General features: G+C 74.6%; 12 protein-coding genes. 11 read left to right on the top strand and 1 reads right to left on the bottom strand.

What is annotated here, in order from left to right; all coding sequences use genetic code 11:
• The first annotated feature begins 117 nt into the window (after positions 1-117).
• From ACVWNX_RS12870 to ACVWNX_RS12840, 7 genes are all read left to right on the top strand, one after another.
• Positions 118-1,125, top strand: coding sequence for an SMI1/KNR4 family protein (locus tag ACVWNX_RS12870; RefSeq protein ID WP_454414054.1), 1,008 nt, complete (start codon positions 118-120; stop codon positions 1,123-1,125).
• 7 nt (positions 1,126-1,132) lie between these two features.
• Positions 1,133-4,210: an SUKH-4 family immunity protein gene (locus ACVWNX_RS12865; protein ID WP_454414053.1), complete on the top strand. Its 3,078-nt coding sequence runs from the start codon at positions 1,133-1,135 to the stop codon at positions 4,208-4,210.
• Between the two features lie 534 nt (positions 4,211-4,744).
• A complete protein-coding gene (locus tag ACVWNX_RS12860) occupies positions 4,745-5,698 on the top strand; it encodes a coiled-coil domain-containing protein (protein WP_454414052.1) in 954 nt (317 codons plus the stop codon).
• Between the two features lie 797 nt (positions 5,699-6,495).
• Entirely contained in the window at positions 6,496-7,284 is a 789-nt protein-coding gene (locus ACVWNX_RS12855) for an ABC transporter ATP-binding protein (RefSeq protein ID WP_454414051.1), read from the top strand.
• Positions 7,281-9,857: an ABC transporter permease gene (locus tag ACVWNX_RS12850; protein ID WP_454414050.1), complete on the top strand. Its 2,577-nt coding sequence runs from the start codon at positions 7,281-7,283 to the stop codon at positions 9,855-9,857. Before ACVWNX_RS12855 ends, ACVWNX_RS12850 begins: the two co-directional genes overlap by 4 nt.
• Before the next feature lie 820 nt (positions 9,858-10,677).
• Positions 10,678-14,235 (top strand): transcription-repair coupling factor, encoded by a 3,558-nt coding sequence (mfd, locus tag ACVWNX_RS12845; RefSeq protein WP_454414049.1) that lies wholly within the window; start codon positions 10,678-10,680, stop codon positions 14,233-14,235.
• Positions 14,236-14,535: 300 nt separating this feature from the next.
• Positions 14,536-15,267 carry an HNH endonuclease family protein gene (locus ACVWNX_RS12840; RefSeq protein ID WP_454414048.1) on the top strand — a complete coding sequence of 244 codons (732 nt, stop codon included), beginning with the start codon at positions 14,536-14,538 and terminating at the stop codon, positions 15,265-15,267.
• Between the two features lie 168 nt (positions 15,268-15,435).
• Here the strand turns inward: ACVWNX_RS12840 and ACVWNX_RS12835 are convergent, their stop codons facing one another.
• A complete protein-coding gene (locus ACVWNX_RS12835; RefSeq protein ID WP_454414047.1) occupies positions 15,436-15,933 on the bottom strand; it encodes a hypothetical protein in 498 nt (165 codons plus the stop codon).
• A 170-nt stretch (positions 15,934-16,103) separates the two neighbouring features.
• Here ACVWNX_RS12835 and ACVWNX_RS12830 point away from each other — a divergent pair, with 170 nt between their 5' ends.
• From ACVWNX_RS12830 to ACVWNX_RS12815, 4 genes are all read left to right on the top strand, one after another.
• The gene (locus tag ACVWNX_RS12830) at positions 16,104-18,356 is read left to right on the top strand and encodes an N-6 DNA methylase (protein ID WP_454414046.1); all 2,253 of its coding nucleotides are present in this window, start codon (positions 16,104-16,106) and stop codon (positions 18,354-18,356) included.
• A gap of 397 nt (positions 18,357-18,753) precedes the next feature.
• Entirely contained in the window at positions 18,754-19,581 is an 828-nt protein-coding gene (locus tag ACVWNX_RS12825; RefSeq protein ID WP_454414045.1) for a hypothetical protein, read from the top strand.
• Positions 19,578-21,146 carry a serine/threonine-protein kinase gene (locus ACVWNX_RS12820; protein ID WP_454414044.1) on the top strand — a complete coding sequence of 523 codons (1,569 nt, stop codon included), beginning with the start codon at positions 19,578-19,580 and terminating at the stop codon, positions 21,144-21,146. The genes ACVWNX_RS12825 and ACVWNX_RS12820 overlap by 4 nt, the downstream gene beginning before the upstream one ends.
• 304 nt (positions 21,147-21,450) lie before the next feature.
• The gene (locus tag ACVWNX_RS12815; RefSeq protein ID WP_454414043.1) at positions 21,451-22,125 is read left to right on the top strand and encodes a SurA N-terminal domain-containing protein; all 675 of its coding nucleotides are present in this window, start codon (positions 21,451-21,453) and stop codon (positions 22,123-22,125) included.
• Positions 22,126-22,180: the final 55 nt, after the last annotated feature.

Below are 22,180 nucleotides of genomic sequence, written 5' to 3'. Positions count from 1 at the left end.
GGGCCGATGACCGGTCCCACGGTTCGGCATAGGCTGTCGCCGACCGAGTTCCGTCCGTATCGATGACATACATGATCACGCATCGATCCGACCCAGCGCCTCAGGGGGGCTATCGCCATGACGACAGGACGGCTCGGGCAGCAGGCCGCGCCGCCGAACGCGGCGTACGCCGGACAGCTCGTCCACTTCCCGGACCCGGTCCGGGCGGCCCGCCACCCCCGGGGCGTGCGGGTGGACGAGCGGGGGTATCCGGACTTCTCCCCGTACGCGCGGGCCGCCGCCGAGATCGCGGAGCCCCCGGCCGGTTTCGGGGTGGACGAACTCCGGCTGACGGACTACGTGTCGGCGAACGCGGTGCTCTCCGCCGAGCGCCACGCCCTCTGGGACGCGGTGCCCCCGGTGGCCACCCCGCACGGCTGGACCTGGCACCACGTGGCGGGCACCCGGCGGCTGGAGCTGGTTCCCGTCGAGGTCAAGGCGCTGCTGCGGCACCACGGCGGACTGGCGACCACCCCGGTGGACCAGGACAAGCGGGGCACCCGGCCGTTGCAGGAGACGCGGCCCGCGCACTTCGGGCTGCCGCGCGGCACGGTGGCCGTGTCGGAGGCGCAGGTCCAGTCGGTGGAGGAGGAGCTGGGCTACCGACTGCCCGGCGCCTACCGGTCGTTCCTGAAGGCGGCGGGCGGCTGCGCCCCGGTGGGCGCGGCGCTGGACGCCGAGTTGGGACTGCTGGTGGACCAGCCGTTCTTCACGGTGCGCGACGAGGCGGCGGTCAACGACCTCGTCTACATGAACAAGTGCCTGCGGGACCACCTGACCAAGGACTACCTCGGCGTGGGCTTCGCGCAGGGCGGTCTGCTGGCCGTCAAGGTGCGCGGCGGGGCCACCGGCTCGGTGTGGTTCTGCCCCTACGACGACGTCCGGGACCGCGACGGATGGTCCGTGGACGAGCGCGCGGGGCTGCTGCTGCCGTGCGGTGACGACTTCGACGCCTTCCTGTCCCGGCTGGCGGGCAGCCCGCCCGAGCTGGAGACGGTGGCGAATCTGATGGTGGACGGCGGGTTCGCGCGGTCGGTGCCGGTGGGCGGCGCCGACGCGGGGACGGCCCGGGCCGCCGGGGAGTGAGTTCTCGATGGTGACGTTCGCGCAGGCGCAGGAGCGCGGCGAGGAGTGGGTCAACGGCGAGGTCCCCGTCTACCAGCACCGGGAGGTGCGGGTGCGGGAGTTCGGCCTGGGCTTCGTGGTGTGGGCGGAGGACCGCCCGGACGGTCCCCGGGTGGACGGCGGCGCGCAGCGGCTGGTCATCGCCCGGGACAGCGGGGAGACCACGTTGTGGCCGGGGCTTCCGGTGGGCGAGGTGATCCGCCGCTACGAGGAGGAGTACGGGGTGGTCGGCGCGCCCGTGGACGCCACGGACGCCGTCGCGCCGCCGGAGCGGATCGATCTGCACCAGACCTCGTTCCTGTTGAGCCCGCCCGAGTGGCTCCAGGAGGCCGCGGACAAGCTGGGCATTCCGGATCAGCGGCGGGAGGCGGGCGGTACGGGTGGTACGGGGGCCAGCGGCGGTGCGGTTGGTTCTTCCGGTGGCTCTGGTGGCTCTGGTGGCTCCGGCGTCTCTGGTGGCTCCAGTTCCGTCGGTGGTTCCGTGGGCGCTTCCGTGAGTGGTTCCGTCGGCTCCGGCGGGCTCGGCGCTCCTGACGGTCCTGGTGGTTCCGGTGAGCCGTCCGCCTCCGCCAGTTCGGGCGTCTCGGCGGCTTCCGGTGAGACGGCCAGTCCGGCCGGGGCGTCCGGTGCGCTCGGGGCGCACGGTGCGTCCGGTGCGTCCGGCGTCTCCGGTTCCGGCGGTCCGGGTGGTCCGGCGTCGCTGGCCGAGACGGTGGCGGGTCCTTCCGGACTCGCGCACACGGTCGCGGGGCCCGGTGGGGTCGTCGACCCGTCGTCCGGTCCCGTCGACCCGTCGTCCGGTTCGGCCGGTCCGTCGTCCGGTTCCGTCGGCGTGCCGTCCGGCGAACGGGAGGCGTCCACCCCGCCGGGTGCCCCGGCGGGCGGGGAGACGCCCTGGGCCGGGACGGACACCTCGGGCGGTGCGGGCGAGGCCGGTTCGGTGCCGCTGCCCCAGACGGTGATCGCGGCGCCCGTCACCCTGGACCCCGCCGCGCCGTCCGTACTGCCGGACGCGCCCACGGCGCTGATCTCCGGGGGCAGCCAGCTGCCGCCGACGGCGGTCTCCCGGGCGCTCGACCCCACGGCTCCGCCGCCGGGGGCCACTCCGCCGCCGGGGGCCGCCCCGTCCCACGGCGCGACTCCGCCTCCTGGCGCGACCCCGCCGCCGTTCGCTCCGCAGTCCGGCGCGACCCCGCCTCCCGCGTTCGCTCCGCAGTCCGGTGTGCCGACGCCCTCGCCGGGGGTTCCGGCCGGGGCGGTTCCCGGTGCGCCGCCCGCCGTTCCCCCGACGCCGCCGCCGGGGGTTCCGCCGGTCCCGCCCGGTGTTCCGCCGACTCCGCCGCCCGGTGTGCCCTTCGGCGCGCCGCCCTCCGGCGGTACGGCCGGTGGCGCGTTCCCGGCCGGTGGGACCGGGGGCGCCGGTACCGGGTCCCCGTTGCCGCCCGGCGCGCAGGACATCGCCGAGGCGGCGACGAGCAAGGCGCAGCGTCCGCCGAGGGGCGCCCGGGGCGGGCCCTCGGCTCCGCCTCCGCCGCCGGGCGCGCCCGGGGTGCCCGGCGCGCGGCCGGGAGCGCCCGTGCCGCCCCCGCCCGCCCCCGGCGTCCCCGGGGCTCCGGGCGCACCCGGTGCCGCTGGGACTCCGGGTGTGCCCGGGGCTCCGGTGGGCGGGTACATCCCCACGCAGTTGACGCCGTCGCTCGGTCCGGAGGGCCCGGGCGGGTCCGGTACGCCGCCGGTCGGCACGGACCGGGCCGCCACGATGTTCGCCGGTCCGGGCGGTCCCGCCGGTCCGGGCGCGCCGCCGCCTCCGTCCCCGCCGCCGGGCGCTCCCGTCCCGCCCGGTCCGCCCGGCGCCCCGGGCGTTCCCGGAGGTCCCGGGGGCGGTGGTGTGCACCACGCCGCGACGATGCTCGCCAACCCGGGGCCCTCGGGTCCCGGCGTCCCGCCGCCTCCGTCTCCGCCGCCGGGCGTTCCCGGTCCCCCCGGCGCGCCCGGTGCGCCCGTCGGCCCGGCCGGTCCCGGTCCGGTGGCGGGGCAGCCCGCCTACGGGTACCCGCCCGCCGCCCCGGGGCAGCCGATGGTCGGCCCGGGGTACCAGGCGGTGCTGCGGTACCGGGCCGCCGACGGAACGGAGCAGCAGCTGATCCGGCGGTCCGCGCCGGGCACCCCCCACCCGGAGTGGCAGATCCTGCACGAGCTGCGGGCGCTGAACGTGCCGCCGCAGCAGGTGCTGGAGCTGCACACGGAACTGGAGTCGTGCGAGCTGCCGGGCGCGTACTGCGCGCGGATGATCCGCGAGAGCTGGCCGCAGGCCCGCATCACCAGCATCGCCCCGTACGGCACCGACCACGCGTCGCGCCGCCAGGGCATGCGGCAGCTGCTGGAGCACCAGGGCGAACTGCACCAGGTCGCGGACGGGCCCGCCCGCCCCGCGCCGGTGCGGGCGCCGGTGCCGCCGGTGCAGCCCGTGCCCCCGGCGCCGCCGGAGGCCGTCGCCCAGGAGCTGGCGGCGGTGTTCGGACCGGGCGTGTTCCGGTTCGACCAGCACGCGGTGTCACGGCAGGGAGTGCCGGAGGCGGTCGCGGTCACCCTGATGTGGGCCGGGCTGCCGGTCGAGGTGGGACCGTTCTTCTGGGCGCAGGCCCAGCCGGGACGACCCGTGCCGACCCTGGCGGAACTCGCCCAGGAGCGCGGGGTGGCGCCCGCCCCCGACGCGGGTTCGTACCTCGTCGTCGGCAGCGACTTCGGCAAGGCGCTGTGCGTGCAGTACGGGACGGCGAACATCGTCGCGGTGCCGGTCGAGGCAGGGCCCGGCGGCACGTCCGTGCCGCCCCAGTTCGTCAACTCCGGGCTGCCGGAGTTCGTGCGGTGCCTGGCGCTGCTGGGCCGGATGTGGCGGCTGCGGTACGGGCTCACCCAGGAGCAGGCGGGCCGCTGGACCGTCGACTTCCAGGCGCAGCTCGCGGCGCTCGACCCGGCGGCGCTTGCCTCGCCGGAGAGCTGGTGGTCCGTCCTGCTGGAGCAGATGTGGGACGGCCTGCTGTGACGCGGTGATCCCGTCCGCCCGGCCCGTGGTCCGCACCCCCGCTCCGTGGGGACACGGGGTGCGGGGCGGGCGGGTGGCCGGATGGCCGGACGAGTGGATGTGAGCGGAGAGGCGTTCGGCCCGGTACGGGTCGGGCGCCTCTCGGTTTTCCGTGGCTCTGGTGGCTCCAGTGGCTCTGGTGGTTTCCGTGACGCGCATGACTCGCGTGACCCGTGCGGTTCGTCGTGTGTGGAGGTGAGGTCCGTGCGTCCCGTGCGTCCGACGGGGGTGGCGGGCTGGTGGCGTACGGCACGCGGTGGGCGGCCCGTCGTGCGCGGGCGCGCGGAGCGGGAACGGGCGTGAGGGCGTGTGGACATGTGGTGTGGGTGTGGTGCGTGGGTATGGGAGTGACGACCCCGATTCCGACTTTTAGCCGCTTTTGGCGCATCCTTGGGCGAGCGGACGGGCGGAGTGCCGGGTTTGATCCGTTTCCCGGGGGACCTCCGGGAGCCCGGCCTCCGGTGGGTCCCGGTCGCGTCGAGAGAGGACTCACAGGTGAGCAGTGCAGCGGCGGCGTCGCCCCACGGCTTCGGAACGCAACGCGGTCGCGGCTACCGGCCCGAGCAGGTGGACCGCCGGATCGCGGAGCTGTCACGGCTGCGCGACGAGGCGTGGGAGCGGGCCGCGCGGCTGACCGTCCTGGCCAAGGAGATGGAAGTGGAGGCCGCCCGGCTCCGGGAGGAGGTCGCGCGCCTCGCCCCGCAGACCTACGAGTCGCTGGGGGAGCGCGCGGTGCTCATCCTGACCTCGGCGCGGGACGAGGCCGACGCGCTGCTGGAGGCCGCCCGGGAGGCGGCGGAGACGGCGACGGTCGAGGCGGCGGAGGCCGGACGGCTGCTGCGCTCCACCGCGGAGGAGCACGCCCGGTCGGTCCGTGACGCGGCCGTCGCGGCGGCCCGGGAGCGGGTCGCCGACGCGGGGACGGAGGCGGGAGCGGAGCGCGCGGCGGCGGAGGCGGACGCCGGGAAGCTGCGGGACGAGGCCGCCGCGCTGCTGGCCGAGACCGGGCGCCGGACGGCGGCCCTCCTCGTGGAGCAGGAGGGCGAGCTGGCGGCACGGGAACGCGCGGCGGAGGAGTCGGTCGTGGCACGGGAGGCGGCGGCGGACGCGGCCCGCGCGGAACTCGTCGAGCGGGCCGAGGCGGTCCTGGCGGAGGCGGAACGCGCCCATGGGCAGGCGGCGGCGGACGCGCGGCGGGTGACGGAGGAGGCGGACGCCGAGGCGGCCCGGATCCTCGGGAAGGCGGAGGCCCGGGAGGAGCGGATCGCCCGGGAGACGGAACGGGTGCTGCGTGAGCACGGGGAGCGGTGGGACGAGGTGCGGGCGCACATGGCGCACGTACGCGGCAGTCTGGCCGCGCTGACGGGGCCGGGTTCGGACGCGGACGCGGCGGCGGCGGGAGCGGGAGTGGAGTCGGGGGCCGGGGCTCCGGTTCCGGAAGAGCGGTAGGGGCAGAGGCAAGGGGTGGGGGCGGTCGGGGCTGGCGATCGACGTCGGCCACGGCCGCTGGACCCGCCTGTTCCGCTGGGTGGGACGCCGGTCTGGTCCGGACGGTCCGGGACGGGTGGCCCGGAGCGGGGGTGGTCCGGGGTGGGGTGGTCCGGACGGGGATGGTCCAGGCGGGGGCGATCCGGACGGGCGATCCGGGTCTGGCCGGTCCGGGGCGAGACGGTCCGGTACGGGGCGATCAGGGGTCGGGTGACGCGGTCCGGGTGGGCGGGACTTGACCTTCACGTCACGGGAGGGTGGAGGGTGGGTACCTCGAAAGGCGCGGTCGACCCTGAGACGTCTCCTCCGAGGGGGCGAGAACCCCTAGGGGTACCTCGGTAGGAGGGCCCGGTTCAGCGTCGTACCACCGGAGGAGGTGGGGAAGCGGCCCGGTCTTTAGATTGGTCTTACGCGGTGAGGGCGAGCGCCGGTCCGGGGGGACGGCGCATCGCTCGCGGACCGTTCTCCCCCGGGTCGCGTCGTCATGACGGGGCCCGAGGGGGCCGGGAGTTGGGGTCTGCTGTGGACCACAGGTCCCGGGGTGGGGTTTTCCCCAGGAAAAGACTGCGCCACGCACCAGGGCGCCCGACCCCCACCACGTTCGAGACTGGATCCACGACGGATCGACCGCACCGACCGCACCGACTGACCCGCACCGGATCGGCCGCGCACCCGCACCATCCGGGCCCACCGCCCGGCCCCAACGGGCTTCCGGGGGAAGCCCGTTATCTTCCGCTGACCGATATAGGAGACATACCGTGACAACGGCTGTGACCACCCCCAAGCACGGGGGTACGGGAGGGCGTACGGCCGTGGCCGCCCGGGCTCGGCAGGTCCTGAAGGCGTACGGCTCGGGGGAGACCCGGGTCGTCGCACTGGACCACGTGGACGTGGACATCGCCCGAGGGCAGTTCACCGCGATCATGGGCCCCTCGGGCTCCGGCAAGTCCACGCTGATGCACTGCCTCGCCGGCCTCGACACGGTGACGGGGGGACAGATCTACCTGGACGAGACCGAGATCACCGGCCTCAAGGACAAGAAGCTGACCCAGCTGCGCCGGGACCGGATCGGCTTCATCTTCCAGGCGTTCAACCTCCTGCCCACGCTGAACGCGCTGGAGAACATCACGCTGCCGATGGACATAGCGGGCCGCAAGCCGGACCGCGCCTGGCTGAACCGCGTGGTGGAGACGGTCGGCCTCGCGGGCAGGCTCAAGCACCGGCCGACCCAGCTGTCGGGCGGTCAGCAGCAGCGCGTCGCCGTGGCGCGGGCCCTCGCCGCCCAGCCGGAGATCATCTTCGGTGACGAACCCACCGGCAACCTGGACTCCCGCGCGGGCGCCGAGGTCCTCGGGTTCCTCCGCCGCTCGGTGGACGAGCTGGGCCAGACCATCGTGATGGTCACCCACGACCCGGTGGCCGCCTCCTACGCCGACCGGGTGCTGTACCTCGCGGACGGCCGCATCGTCGACGAGATGTACGAGCCCACCGCCGACGCCGTGCTCGACCGCATGAAGGACTTCGACGCCCGGGGGCGCACGTCATGACGGTCATGAAGACGTCCCTGCGCAACTTCCTGGCGCACAAGGGGAGAATGGCGCTGTCCGCCGTGGCGGTGCTGCTGTCGGTCGCGTTCGTCTGCGGCACCCTGGTGTTCACGGACACCATGAACACCACGTTCGACAAGCTCTTCGCCGCGACCTCCGCCGATGTGACGGTCACCCCGAAGTCCGCCGGACCCGCGGGTGAGACCAGCCCCACCGGCCGTCCGGAGACGCTTCCCGCCGCCGCGGTGGAGAAGGCCACGAAGGCCGAGGGCGCCCGGAGCGCCGAGGGCGCCGTCGTCTCCATGGGCGTCACGGTCGTCAACGCCGACAACGAGAACGTCGGCGCGACCGGGGGAGCCCCGACCATCGCGGGCAACTGGACGGGCAACGACGTCCGGTCCATGGAGGTCAGCTCGGGCAAGGCCCCGCGCGGCCCGACCCAGGTCATGGTCGACGCCGACACCGCCGAGAAGCACGGGCTGGAGCTCGGCGACGAACTGCGGACGGTCACCGCCACCGGCGACTTCACCGCGAAGATCTCCGGCATCGCCTCCTTCAAGGTCACCAACCCGGGCGCGGCCATCGTCTACTTCGACACCGCGACCGCGCAGCGGGAACTGCTGGGCGGGAAGAACGCGTTCACCCAGATCAACGTCACCGCGAAGGACGGCGTCAGCGACACCGACCTCAAGCGGAACGTCGCCCAGGTCCTCGGGGCGGACGCCTACAAGCTCCAGACCCAGAAGGAGGCCGCCGACGCCGGACGCGAGGAGGTCGGTTCCTTCCTCGACGTCATGAAGTACGCGATGCTCGGCTTCGCCGGGATCGCGCTGCTGGTCGGCATCTTCCTGATCGTCAACACCTTCTCCATGCTGGTCGCCCAGCGCACCCGGGAGATCGGCCTGATGCGGGCCATCGGCTCCTCCCGCAAGCAGGTCAACCGGTCCGTGCTGGTCGAGGCCGTCCTGCTCGGCGTCGTCGGCTCCGTCCTCGGGGTCGGGGCCGGGATCGGGCTCGCCGTGGGGCTGATGGAGCTGATGGGCTCCATGGGCATGGAACTCTCCACGGAGGACCTCACCGTCACGGCGACCACTCCCGTCGTCGGCCTGGTCCTCGGAGTCGTGGTCACGGTCTTCGCGGCCTACCTCCCGGCCCGCCGGGCGGGCAAGGTCTCCCCGATGGCCGCCCTGCGGGACGCGGGCACCCCCGCCGACGGCAAGGCCGGAGTCATCCGGGGCGCCATCGGCCTGCTGCTCACCGGCGCCGGAGCCGCCGCCCTGTACCTGGCCTCCCAGGCCGACAAGGCGAGCGAGGGCTCCCTGCTCCTCGGCCTCGGGGTGGTCCTCACCCTCATAGGCTTCGTGGTGATCGGCCCGCTGCTCGCGGGCGGAGTGGTCCGGGTGCTCAGCGCCCTGGTGCTGCGGATGTTCGGCCCGGTCGGCCGGATGGCCGAGCGGAACGCGCTGCGCAACCCCCGGCGCACCGGGGCCACGGGCGCGGCCCTGATGATCGGTCTGGCCCTGGTGGCCTGCCTGTCGGTGGTCGGCTCCTCGCTGGTCGCCTCCGCGACGGACGAGCTGGACAAGTCCGTCGGCGCCGACTTCATCGTCCAGTCCGACAACGGACAGGGCATCGTCGGCCAGGCCGAGAAGGCCATGCGGGCCAACTCCGACCTCGCCCACGTCACCCGCTACAAGCTGGTCGACGTCGAGGTCACCACCCCGGACGGCAAGAAGGAGAAGACCGAGCTGTCCGCCGCAGACCCGACGTACCCGAAGGACCTCCGGCGCGAGGTGACCGCGGGCGACCTCGACGCGGCCTACGGCGAGAACGCCCTCTCGGTGCCCGACGACTACGCCAAGGAACACGGGCTGAAGCCGGGCGACACGCTCACCGTCGCCTTCAAGAAGGGGAAGACGGCCAAGCTGGAGATCGCGGCGGTCACCAGCACCGACACCAGCATCGACACCAACTCCTGGTACATCAGCATCGAGACCGCCGAGCGGTACCTGGCGGCCGACCGGATGCCCCAGAGCGTGATGCTCTTCGGCAAGGCGAAGGACGGCGACGCCGACGCGGCGTACTCCTCGCTGAAGGAGAGCCTCAAGGAGTTCCCGCAGTACGTGGTCCGGGACCAGACCGACTACAAGGAAGAGCTCCAGGACCAGGTCGGCCAGCTGCTCAACATCGTGTACGGACTGCTCGCCCTGGCGATCATCGTCGCGGTCCTCGGTGTGGTGAACACCCTGGCGCTGTCCGTGGTGGAGCGCACCCGGGAGATCGGCCTGATGCGGGCGATCGGGATGTCCCGCCGCCAGCTGCGCCGGATGATCCGGCTGGAGTCCATGGTCATCGCCCTGTTCGGCGCGCTGCTCGGCCTCGGGCTGGGCATGGGCTGGGGCACCACCGCCCAGAAGCTCCTGGCGCTGGAGGGCCTCGGGGTCCTGGACATCCCCTGGCCGACGATCATCGGGGTGTTCATCGGCTCGGCCTTCGTCGGACTGTTCGCCGCGCTGGTGCCCGCCTTCCGGGCGGGCCGGATGAACGTCCTCAAGGCGATCGCCACCGACTGACCACCCACCGGCTGGCGGGCCACCCGGCCCGCCAGCCCCCCAACCGCCCCGCGCCCCTCCCAGGGCCGCGGGGCGTCCCCGTGCCTCCGGCCCCGGGGCTTCCCCCTCCGGCCGACACAACGCGGGCCGCTCACAGCCACCCGCGCCCCTAGGCCGGACCGCTGTCCGTCGCCGACCTCGGGTGCCCGATGATTGCTCGCGCAGTTCCCCGCGCCCCTGACGGGCGCCCACCAGGGTCGCGAGGAACCCCACGAGCCCCGGTCCGCCCTGGGCCCGCACACCGCACCCCACCAGAGCGCCCCGCCAGGGGCGCGAGGAACCGCGCGAGCAACCACCGCCCACCCGCACAGGACGACGCACCCGACAGGGGCGCGAACCGCGCGAGCAACCCTCCACCCACCGCACAAGTCCGACGACCCCAAGCCCCCGGACCCCCCGCCCCACCCCGCACACCACACCGCACCCCACCGGGGCGCCCCGACAGGGGCGCGGGGAACTGCGCGAGCAACCACCGTCCACCCGCACAGGACGACGCACCCCGGCCAAGACGCACCCGATAGGGGCGCGAGGAACTGCGAGACCAGCCCCCACCAACCCGCAGGCCGGCCCCGGCCCCGCCCCCACCCCGGTACCGGCCCCCGCCCCGCCCCCGCCCCGCCGCCAGCGAACCGGCGCGCGGGGCTTAGCACAGCCCCGCACCCCCCGCGCACCCGAGCCCGGAAACCGTGGCGGCCCGCGCCGGACGGCGTACGCTGGAGAGCCCCCGGTTCCCCGAGCCGGGGTGTTCGTGTTGCCCAACCACCGGGACGGAAACCCCTTCATGAGCCTGCACGGTCTGCTGGACGCGGTAGCCGAGGACCCGGCCCTCACCGAAGCGGTGCGGGCCGCCCGCGACGGCAACCGGCCCCATGTGGACCTGGTGGGCCCGGCGGCGGCCCGGCCCTTCGCGGTGGCGGCCCTCGCCAGGAACGCGGGCCGCCCGGTGCTCGCGGTGACGGCCACCGGCCGCGAGGCGGAGGACCTGGCCGCGGCCCTGCGATCGCTGCTCCCGGCGGACGGCGTGGTGGAGTACCCGTCCTGGGAGACCCTGCCCCATGAACGCCTCTCGCCCCGCTCCGACACCATGGGCCGCCGCCTCGCGGTGCTGCGCCGACTGAGCCACCCGGTCGCGGACGACCCCGAGGCGGGCCCCGTCTCGGTGGTGGTCGCCCCGATCCGCTCGGTGCTCCAGCCGCAGGTCAAGGGCCTCGGCGAACTGGAGCCGGTGGCGCTGCGCACCGGTCAGCGGGCGGACCTCGGCGAGATCGTCGAGGCGCTGGCGGCCGCCGCGTACGTACGGGTGGAGCTGGTCGAGAAGCGCGGTGAGTTCGCCGTGCGCGGCGGCATCCTGGACGTCTTCCCGCCGACGGAGGAACACCCGCTGCGGGTGGAGTTCTGGGGCGACGACATCGAGGAGATCCGTTACTTCAAGGTCGCCGACCAGCGCTCCCTGGAGATCGCCGAGCACGGACTGTGGGCACCTCCCTGCCGTGAGCTGCTGCTCACCGAGCAGGTGCGGGAGCGGGCGGCGGCCCTGGCCGAGGCCCATCCGGAGCTGGGCGAACTGCTCGGCAAGATCGCCGAGGGCATCGCCGTGGAGGGCATGGAGTCGCTGGCCCCGGTCCTCGTGGACGACATGGAACTGCTGCTGGACGTGCTCCCGGCGGGCAGCATGGCCGTGGTGTGCGACCCGGAGCGGGTGCGCACCCGGGCGGCGGACCTGGTCGCGACCTCGCAGGAGTTCCTCCAGGCGTCCTGGGCGGCCAGCGCGGGCGGCGGCGAGGCGCCGATCGACGTGGGCGCGGCGTCGCTGTGGGCCATCGCGGACGTCCGGGAGCGGGCCCGCGAGCTGGGCGTGATGTGGTGGTCGGTGTCCCCGTTCGCGGCGGACGGGAGCGCGTCCCCGGACGGGAGCGACACCCTGCAACTGGGGATGCGCGCCCCGGAGGCGTACCGGGGCGACACCGCGCGGGCGCTCGCCGACACCAAGGGCTGGCTGGCGGACGGCTGGCGCACGGTGTTCGTCACCGAGGGCCACGGCCCGGCGGCCCGTACCGTCGAGGTGCTGGGCGGCGAGGGCATCCCGGCCCGCCTGACCACCCTCGACGGAACGGGCAAGGGAAGCGGCGCGCTCGGCCCCTCGGTGGTGCACGTGGCGTGCGGTTCCGTCGAGTACGGGTTCGTCGACCCGGGGCTCAAACTGGCGGTGCTCACCGAGACGGACCTGTCGGGGCAGCGCACGGCGGGCAAGGACGGGCAGCGGATGCCCGCCCGCCGCCGCAAGTCCGTCGACCCGCTGACCCTGGAGACCGGCGACTACATCGTCCACGAGCAGCACGGCGTGGGCCGCTACATCGAGATGGCGCAGCGCACGGTCCAGGGCGCGACCCGTGAGTACCTGGTGGTGGAGTACGCGCCCGCCAAGCGGGGCCAGCCCGGCGACCGGCTGTACATCCCCACGGACCAGCTGGAGCAGATCACCAAGTACGTCGGCGGGGAGGCGCCCACCCTGCACCGGCTCGGCGGTGCCGACTGGACCAAGACGAAGGCCCGCGCCAAGAAGGCCGTCAAGGAGATCGCCGCCGACCTGATCAAGCTGTACAGCGCGCGGATGGCGGCGCCCGGCCACGCCTTCGGCCCCGACACCCCCTGGCAGCGGGAGCTGGAGGACGCCTTCCCGTACGCGGAGACGCCCGATCAGCTGACCACGATCGCCGAGGTCAAGGAGGACATGGAGAAGACGGTCCCGATGGACCGGCTGATCTGCGGCGACGTGGGCTACGGCAAGACGGAGATCGCGGTGCGCGCCGCGTTCAAGGCGGTGCAGGACGGCAAGCAGGTGGCGGTGCTGGTGCCGACGACCCTGCTGGTGCAGCAGCACTTCGGCACCTTCAGCGAGCGGTACGGACAGTTCCCGGTGAGGGTCCGGGCGCTCAGCCGGTTCCAGACCGACGCGGAGGCCAAGGCGACGCTGGAGGGTCTGCGGGACGGTTCGGTGGACGTGGTCATCGGCACCCACCGGCTGTTCGCCTCGGAGACCAAATTCAAGGACCTGGGCCTGGTCATCGTCGACGAGGAGCAGCGGTTCGGCGTCGAGCACAAGGAGCAGCTGAAGAAGCTGCGGGCCAACGTCGACGTGCTGACGATGTCCGCGACGCCGATCCCCCGGACGCTGGAGATGGCGGTGACCGGCATCCGCGAGATGTCGACGATCACCACTCCGCCGGAGGAGCGGCACCCGGTGCTCACCTTCGTCGGTCCGTACGAGGAGCGGCAGATCGGCGCGGCGATCCGCCGTGAGCTGCTGCGCGAGGGGCAGGTCTTCTACATCCACAACCGGGTGGAGTCCATCGACCGGGCGGCGGCCCGGCTGCGGGCGATCGTCCCGGAGGCCCGGATCGCGACCGCGCACGGCCAGATGTCGGAGCAGACGCTGGAGCAGGTCGTGGTGGACTTCTGGGAGAAGAAGTACGACGTGCTGGTGTCCACGACGATCGTGGAGTCCGGGATCGACATCTCCAACGCGAACACCCTGATCGTGGAGCGCGGCGACAACTTCGGGCTCTCGCAGCTGCACCAGTTGCGCGGCCGGGTGGGCCGGGGCCGGGAGCGGGGGTACGCGTACTTCCTCTATCCGCCGGAGAAGCCGCTCACCGAGACGGCGCACGAGCGGCTGGCGACGATCGCCCAGCACACCGAGATGGGCGCGGGCATGTACGTCGCGATGAAGGACCTGGAGATCCGGGGCGCGGGCAACCTGCTCGGCGGCGAGCAGTCCGGTCACATCGCGGGCGTCGGCTTCGACCTGTACGTACGGATGGTCGGCGAGGCCGTCGCGGACTACCGGGCGTCGCTGGAGGGCGGGGTGGAGGAGGAGCCGCCGCTGGAGGTGAAGATCGAGCTTCCGGTGGACGCGCACGTCCCGCACGACTACGCGCCCGGTGAGCGGCTGCGTCTCCAGGCGTACCGGGCGATCGCCTCGGCGAACACGGAGGCCGATGTCGCGGCGGTCCGGGAGGAACTGACCGACCGCTACGGCAAGTTGCCCGAGCCGGTGGAGAACCTGCTGCTGGTCGCCGGGCTGCGGATGCTGGCCCGGGCCTGCGGGGTCGGTGAGGTGGTGCTCCAGGGCACCAACATCCGGTTCGCCCCGGTGGAGCTGCGGGAGTCGCAGGAGCTGCGGCTGAAGCGGCTGTACCCGGGTTCGGTGATCAAGCCGGCGGCCGGGCAGGTCCTCGTCCCCCGCCCCAAGACGGCCAAGGTCGGCGGCAAGCCCCTGACGGGCCGCGAACTGCTGGCGTGGACCGGTGAGTTCCTGGCCTCGATCCTGGGTTCGTAGCGAAGGCCCCGAACGGGACCCGGCCGGGTCCCGTGACGGGAGGGCGGCCGGGACCGGGAGTCGTGGCCGAGGGCCGTGACCGAGGGCCCTGACGGAGCCGGACGGCGCGATCGGCGGCGGTGACGGACGGCACGGACGGCGGCGACGGACGACGGTGACGGGCAGCGGTGAGACGGTGGGACGGACCGGCCGGGCGACAGCCCGGGCGGCGGTACGGGGAGGACGGACATGGGGTACCGGAACGGACCGGAGCGGGACGCCGCTGGACCCGGACGGGGGCCCTGGGGGAGCCGTCGCCGGGTGGCGGCGCTGGGAGCGGTGGCCGCGCTGACGGCGACGGGGTGCGAGGTCCTGACCGAACGGCCCGCCCCGGACCGGCGGGCCGCCGCCCCGGACACCCGCTCCGTCAGCCCGTTGCGCAACCCGGACGGGACGCGTCCGGGGCTCGCCCCCGTCACCACGGACGGGGACCGGGCGGCTGCCCGGCGGCTGATCGACGGTCTGGAGGTCCGGGGCCGGGGGCCGCGCACCGGATACGAACGGGACGCGTTCGGCTACGCCTGGATGGACACGGCGGACGGCACGCCATGGGCGCGCAACGGCTGTGACACCCGCAACGACCTGCTGCGACGCGATGGGCGGCGGCTTGAGTTCCGGTCGGGTTCGGACTGCGTCGTCATCGCGATGGAACTGTTCGACCCGTACACCGGCCGCACCCTCGACTGGCGCAAGCGGGACGCCGCCGAGGTGCAGATCGACCATGTGGTGCCGATGTCGTACGCCTGGCAGTTGGGCGCGGCGCGCTGGGACCGGGAGAAGCGGGAACGGTTCGCCAACGACGCGCTGAACCTGTTGCCGGTGTCGGGCCGGACCAACGCGGCCAAACGGGACTCGGGCCCCGCCTCCTGGCTGCCGCCCGACCGCCGGGTCCGGTGCGCGTACGCGGTGCGGTTCGCCCAGGTCGCGGAGGAGTACGGGCTGCCGGTGACGGCGGCGGACCGGCGCGCGATGCGGGGGCAGTGCGAGGACTGACCGCCGCCGGGGCCACGTCCCAGGTCGGCTCGTCCCCGTCCGGGGCGGTCCGCCGGGCGATCCGCCGGACGGTGGCCGGGACCGTGCCCCGTGCGTGCGGTGCCGTGCCCCGGGCGGTCGTCGGACGGGCGCGGTGCCGTCGCCGTGGCCCGGACGCGGTGGCCGGGATCAGAAGTTGCCGTTCGAGATCAGTTCGCCCTCGGCGTCGTAGATCGTGACGAGCCCGCCGCCGCTGTCGGTCTTCTTCCAGTCCGCGAAGGCGGAGGCGAGCAGCTTCGCGGGCCCGGAGCCCGCGCCCATCATCCCGCCGGTGTAGTCGGTGTAGACGTCCACGCTGCTGAGGATGGAGTTGATCTCGTCCACGCCCTGCACCTTGGTGACGTGGGCGGCGGCCTCCTTCTCCTTGGGCGTGCCGTTCTTGTTCACGAACGCCTTGAACTGGTCGGCCGCCGACCCCTTCGCCGCGTCCTTCTTCTTGTCGCCGCCCTTCGCGCCGCCCTTGTCGTCCTTGCCGCCCTTGTCGCTCTTCTCGCCGGTGCCGCTGGACGCGGAGGTGCCGCTCTTCTTGGAGCCCGAGGTCTCGTCCTCGGGGGAGCAGCCCACGGCCGCGGCCGCGGTGATGCCGACGATGACGGCGCCGATGGCGAGCGTCTTCTTGATGCCCATGAAGGGTCCCCTCCCACAAGTGAAGGCCCCCGAACCCGAGGTGCCGTTCGTTCGATGGGTCAATAACAACAGAGGCTGTGAACCGAGTCAACATGAACTGAGAAATGATCGTTGATACACGGCGTGAATAGATGGGTTGCACGTGGCTGGGTATGCTCGCTGTCACACGGATGACGGGGATGAGGGAGGTCGAGCGCGTGCACGACAACGCCACGGAGGTGACCGCCGCCGGGATCGCGCGGCTCGCGGGGGTCGGTCGCGCCGCCGTCAGCAACTGGCGTCGTCGGCACGCCGACTTCCCCCGGCCGGTGGGAGGCACCGAGACCAGCCCGTCCTTCGCGCTCGCCGAGATCGAGGAGTGGCTGCGCCGCCAGGGCAAGCTCGCCGAGGTCCCGCTGCGCGAACGGGTCTGGCAGCAGCTCGCCGGTCACCCCGCCGGACCGGTCACCGCGCTGGTGCACGCGGGCTGCGCGCTGCTCCTGGTCCGCGACCGCCCCACCGACTGGCTGGAAATCGCCGCCGTCTCCGACCCCCGGATGGCGGAACTCCTTCCCGACGCCCTCACCAAGGTCGTCACCGCCCGCTTCGGTGCCCACCCTGCGGGGGGCGCCCCCCGGACCGACGGCGGTTCACAGTCCGGCCGGTCCGGCGCGCCCACCGTGCCCGGCGCGTCCGCGGCGCCCACCGGACCCGCCGCCGTCACGGTGCCCGCCCCCGGCGACCTCGCCCCCTCCGTCCCGCTGCTGCGCGGCGTCGCGGAACTCGCCGCCGAACGCGGTGCCCGTCAGACCTTCGAGTTCCTGCTCGGCCGTCACCTCGACGCCAACCCGCGCCAGTACACCCTCACCCCGACCGGCCCCGCCGAGCTGATGGCGGAACTCGCCGGCGAGGCCCGCACCGTCCTCGACCCCGCGTCGGGCACCGGCACCCTGCTGCGCGCCGTCCGCGCCCCCGCCGCCGTGTACGCGCAGGACGCCGTCCCCGAACTCGCCGCGCTGACCGCCCTGCGCCTCGCCCTGCACGAGGACGCCGAGGTGCACGCCCGGGCCGGGGACACCCTGCGCTCCGACGCCTTCCCGGGGCTGCGGGCCGACGCCGTCCTCTGCCACCCCCCGTTCAACGAGCGCAACTGGGGCCACGACGAACTCGCCTACGACGCGCGCTGGGAGTACGGCTTCCCGGCCCGTACCGAGTCCGAGCTGGCCTGGGTGCAGCACGCGGTCGCCCGGCTGCGCGACGGCGGCACCGCCGTGCTGCTGATGCCGCCCGCCGCCGCCTCCCGCCGCTCCGGCCGCCGCATCCGCGCCGATCTGCTGCGCCGGGGCGCGCTGCGGGCCGTCATCGCGCTGCCCGCCGGGTCCGCGCCCCCGTACAACATCCCCCTGCACCTGTGGGTGCTGCGCCGCCCCGTCGCCGGACAGCCCCCGGCCCGTCCGGAGGTGCTGCTCGTCGACGCGGCCGGGGAGACCTCCGACGGACGGCCCCGCCCCGGCTGGGACACCGTCCGGGACACCGTCCTCGACGCCTGGCGCCCCTACGACCGCACCGGCGCAGCCGAGGAGCGGCCGGGCGTCAGCCGGGGCGTTCCCGTCATCGAACTCCTCGACGACGACGTGGACCTCGCCCCCGCCCGCCACCTCCCGCCCCCGGCGGCGGGCGGCGGCGCCGCCGAACTGGCCGCCGTCCGCGACCGCCTCGGCGACACCCTGCGGCTCACCGCCGAACTCACCCCGCCGCCGCCCGCTCCGGAACCCTCCCCCCGCGCGCCCTGGCCGCAGACCACGATCGGCGAGCTGGCCCGGGCGGGCGCGGTCACCCTGCGCACCGCCACCCTGCACGCGGCACCGGCCACCGGCGGCACCCCGTCCGCCGCCTCCGGCGCCCTGGAGTCCGCCTCCGGCACCCGCGTCCCCGTCCTCACCGACCACGACGTCCTCGCCGGGGGCCCGCCCTCCGGGGAGCTGCCCGGGGGCGAACTCCCCGACGACACCGTGCTCACCGAACCCGGTGACGTGGTGGTTCCCGTCCTCGGCGGCGGCGCCGTGGCCCGGGTCGTCGGCCCGGAGGCGGGGGCGGCGCTCGGCCGCAACCTCACCCTGCTGCGTCCCGACCCCGCCGCGCTCGACCCCTGGTTCCTCGCCGGGTTCCTGCGCGGCACCGCCAACAACCGCCAGGCCAGCAGCTACGCCTCCACGGCCACCCGGCTCGACGTCCGCCGGGTGCAGGTGCCGCGCATCCCGCTGGACCAGCAGCGCCGCTACGGCGACCGGTTCCGCACCCTCGCCGCCTTCGAGGACGCGCTGCGGCTGGCCGGGGCGCTCGGCGAACGGCTGGTGCGCGGGATGCACGACGGCCTCACGGACGGAACGGTCGCCCCCGGCCCGTCGTCCCCGGACGCCCCCGCACCCACCCCGCCGTCCTGACCCCGTAGCTCCCGGTCTCGTCCGCCCCGGTCTCGTCCGCCCCGGGCCGTCGCCGGTCGATCCGCTGATCCGTCCGCGAGGAGCCGGAGGGACCGGAGGAGCGTGGTGCCGGAAGCCGGAAGCCGGAAGCCGGAAGCCGGAAGCGGGAAGCGGGAAGCGGGCACAGGGGCGGGCGCGTGGGCAGGGGACGGGTACACCGGGGCGGGCGGGGGTGGAGGTCAACGCCGGGACGAGACGGACGAGTCACCGCAAAACCTCCGCTCTCCCCCGGCGCGCGACAAGGGTTCGACTGATCGCCGGAGCGGGTGCCGGATCCGGGTTATACGCTCGAATCCCGCACCATCCGCATGTCACCACAGACGCCCCACCAGGCGTCTCCGGTCACCTCAGGAGAGCCATGCACGGCCACGGCGCCCCACCACGACAGCCACAGCGGCCGGGGGACGGGGTGCTGGCGCTGCTCCGGGTGCTCTTCCTGGTGCTGTGCCTGGGCAGTTGCGGGATGCTCGCGTGGGGTGCCCTGCTGAGGATCGCCCTGCTGACCCGCAGAACGCGCGACTGGGTCTACTTCGCCGCCTCGGTCGTGGTGCTCGTCGTCGCGCTCGGACTGCTGGTCTCGGACGGCACGGACGACCTGACCACCTGGCGCGGCAACACCGGCATGGCGGTCCTGCTGCTGATGGCGGTCGTCGTCGCGGTGTACTTCGTCCAGACCGACATGCGGCACTTCCAGACCCCGCCGCCCGCCGCCCCGTACGCGGCCGGTCCGCCCGCCGGGCCCTCCGCTCCGGCCCCCGGCTACGGCTACCCCCCGCTCCAGCACCGGACCCCGCCGACCCCGCCCGGCCCCTACGGAACCGTCCCCTCGTACCCCGGCCAGGCCGCCCCGCCCCCGCCGTACCCCCAGGGCACCCCGGTCCCCGGTCCGCCCGCGTACCCGGACCCCCGCCAGACCCCGCCGCCGCACCAGACCCCGGTCCCGTCCCCGCACCACACCCCGCCCCCGCAACCGCGCCCGGCCGCCCGCATCGACCAGGTCCGCGCCGAACTCGACGAACTGAGCGACTACCTGCGCCGCCAGGACCAGAGCCCGGACCAGGGCCAGGCGCAGGGGTACGGTCCCGGCCAGGGCCAGGGGTACAACAGCGGCAACAGCGGCACCGGCCGTGACGGCCACGACGGTGACGGCCACGGACGGCACCGCGACGGGGGGAACCACTGGTGACCGGAGGACGCGTCGTCGCCGACCGCTACGCCCTGTCCACCCTGATCGGACAGGGCGGCATGGGCCAGGTCTGGACGGCCTACGACCAGCGCCTGGACCGCCGGGTGGCCGTGAAGCTGCTCCGCCCCGACAAGGTCGCGGGCCCCGGCAGCGCCGAGACCGAGGAACTGCGCCGCCGCTTCGTCCGCGAGTGCCGGGTCACCGCCCAGGTCGACCACCCCGGCCTGGTCACCGTGCACGACGCGGGCAGCGAGGACGACGACCTCTACCTCGTGATGCAGTACGTCGACGGGGCCGACCTCGCCGACCACCTCGCCGAACACGACCCCTACCCGTGGCCCTGGGCGGTCGCCGTCGCCGCGCAACTGTGCGCGGTGCTCTCCGCCGTGCACGCCGTGCCGATCGTCCACCGCGACCTCAAGCCCCGCAACGTGATGGTCCGCCAGGACGGCACGGTCACCGTCCTCGACCTCGGTGTCGCCTCCGTGATGGACAGCGACACCACCCGTCTCACCCACACCGGCTCGCCCATCGGCAGCCCCGCCTACATGGCCCCCGAACAGGCCATGGGCGGCGCCGTCGGCCCGTACACCGACCTCTACGCGCTCGGCGCGCTGCTCCACGAACTCCTCAGCGGGGAGGTGCCCTTCGCCGGGTCCACCGCGCTCGGGGTGCTCCACCGCCATCTGTACGAGCCCCCGCTGCCGGTCCGGCGGCTGCGCCCCGAGGTCCCCGAACCCCTGGAACGCCTGGTCCTCGCGCTCCTCGCCAAGGACCCCCAGCACCGCCCGGCCACTGCCCAGCAGGTGTACGAGCACCTGCTGCCGCTGCTGCCGTCCCGGGGCACCCCCACCGGCGGCCCGCTCGACCCCACCCGCCCCTTCCTGCGTCCGCACGCCCCCTGGCCGGACCGCGCGGTCGTCCCCGCGCCCCGCCCCGGGGGCCCCGCCCCGGCCACCACCACCGGTCCCGGCGGACGGCCCGACGTGGCGGCCGCCGTCGACGAGGTCAAACGGCTGCTGGGGGAGGGCGGCATCACCCAGGCCGTCGACATCCTCGGCTCGATCCTCCCGGCCGCCGCCGCCCAGCACGGCGAGCGCTCCCCGGTCGTCCGCACCCTGCGCAAGCAGTACGCGACCACCCTCATGGACGACGGCCAGTACCGGCGGGCGCTGCCCGAACTGCGGCTGCTCGCCGACGAGCGCGCCGCCGAGGCGGGCCCCGCCGACCCCCAGGCCCTGCGCTTCCGCTACGACGCCGCGCACTGTCTGGAGCAGCTCGGGGAACCCGCCGCCGCGCTCGCCGAGTACCGGGCCCTGCTGCCCCACTTCGAACACCGCGACAACCCGTACGCGGAGAACCCGTACACGGCCGCCGACCCGGACCTCCCGTTCGAGATCCGCCGCCGCATCGGGCAGCTGCTGCTGGCCCTCGGTGACCGGGCGGCCGCCCACGACACCCTGGTACGGCTGCTGCACGACGCCCAGGGACGGCACGGCCCCGCCCACCCGATCCCGGCAGAGGTCCGGCGCACCCTCCAGTGGCTGGGCCAGGTCGGGGGCTGATCCCGCCCGGCGGCGGCGCCCGGCCGTCCCGGCGTCGGGACGGCACGGGGACGGTACGGCACGGGGACGGGGACGGGACGGGGAACGGTCCCGTCCCGGGGCGCGAGGGGCCGGGGTGACACGCGTACCCCGGCCGGAGGCGGCTCGTTGAGGCATCGGGGCCCCGCCGCCGTGGCGGAACGCCCCCGCCACTTCGGCGGAATCAGGTCTGCCGAACCAGTGGCCGAACCCCCGGCCACTGCCTACCATCGATCACCGCTGGACTTTGTGCACCGAAGCACAATCTCGCCGCCGGGAGGCTCCTTTGCACCGCCGCCGTCGCAACGCAGTCACTCTCTCCGCCGCCGCCCTGCTCGCGGCGACCCCCCTGCTCACCGCGTGCGGCAACGACGCCCGCCCGGGCGCGGCGGCCGTCGTCGGCGAGCAGCGGATCACCGTGGAACAGCTGGAGGGCCGGGTCAACGCGGTGCGGGCCGCCCAGCGCGCGGCCGTGAAGGACGACGCCCAGTACGAGCAGGTCCTCACCCAGACCGGGGAGCTGACCCGCTCCACCCTGCACACCATGGTCCTGGACCGGGTGCTCGACCGGGCCGTCGAGGACGCCGGGGTCACGGTGACCCGCAAGGACGTCCAGGAACTGCGCAAGGGGCTGGCCCAGCAGGCGGGCGGGGAGAAGGGGCTCCAGGCCGCCTGGCTCCAGCAGTACAACGTGCCGCCGGGGCAGCTCGACGCCAGTCTGCGCACCGAGGTCGCCGCCCAGAAGCTCTCCGAGCGGCTCGGCGCGGACATGAACACCCCGGCCGGACAGCAGGCGTTCTGGAAGGCCCTCAACGCGGCCTCCGACCAGCTCGACGTCCGGCTTAACCCCCGCTACGGCGAGTGGGCCGTGGGCGAGGGCGGCCGGGTCGGCCGGGTGGACGCGTCCACCCCGTGGGTCCGCGAGATCACCGAGCCCGCCCCGGCGGCCACCACCACCTGACCCCGCGCCGCACGAGCCCCGCGCCCCGCGCGCGGGGCCGCCCGGACCCGCGCCG

Source organism: Streptomyces sp. JNUCC 64 (genome assembly GCF_054484115.1).
The sequence above is the reverse complement of the archived record's forward strand: the minus strand, read 5'-3'. Positions and strand labels throughout refer to the sequence as shown.

Bases quoted from the DNA above. Each gene is read 5' to 3' on its own strand.
- ACVWNX_RS12870 (WP_454414054.1), top strand. From the start codon at position 118: ATGACGACAGGACGGCTCGGGCAGCAGGCCGCGCCGCCGAACGCGGCG.
- ACVWNX_RS12865 (WP_454414053.1), top strand. From the start codon at position 1,133: ATGGTGACGTTCGCGCAGGCGCAGGAGCGCGGCGAGGAGTGGGTCAAC.
- ACVWNX_RS12850 (WP_454414050.1), top strand. From the start codon at position 7,281: ATGACGGTCATGAAGACGTCCCTGCGCAACTTCCTGGCGCACAAGGGG.
- mfd (WP_454414049.1), top strand. From the start codon at position 10,678: ATGAGCCTGCACGGTCTGCTGGACGCGGTAGCCGAGGACCCGGCCCTC.
- ACVWNX_RS12835 (WP_454414047.1), bottom strand. From the start codon at position 15,933: ATGGGCATCAAGAAGACGCTCGCCATCGGCGCCGTCATCGTCGGCATC.
- ACVWNX_RS12830 (WP_454414046.1), top strand. From the start codon at position 16,104: ATGACGGGGATGAGGGAGGTCGAGCGCGTGCACGACAACGCCACGGAG.
- ACVWNX_RS12825 (WP_454414045.1), top strand. From the start codon at position 18,754: ATGCACGGCCACGGCGCCCCACCACGACAGCCACAGCGGCCGGGGGAC.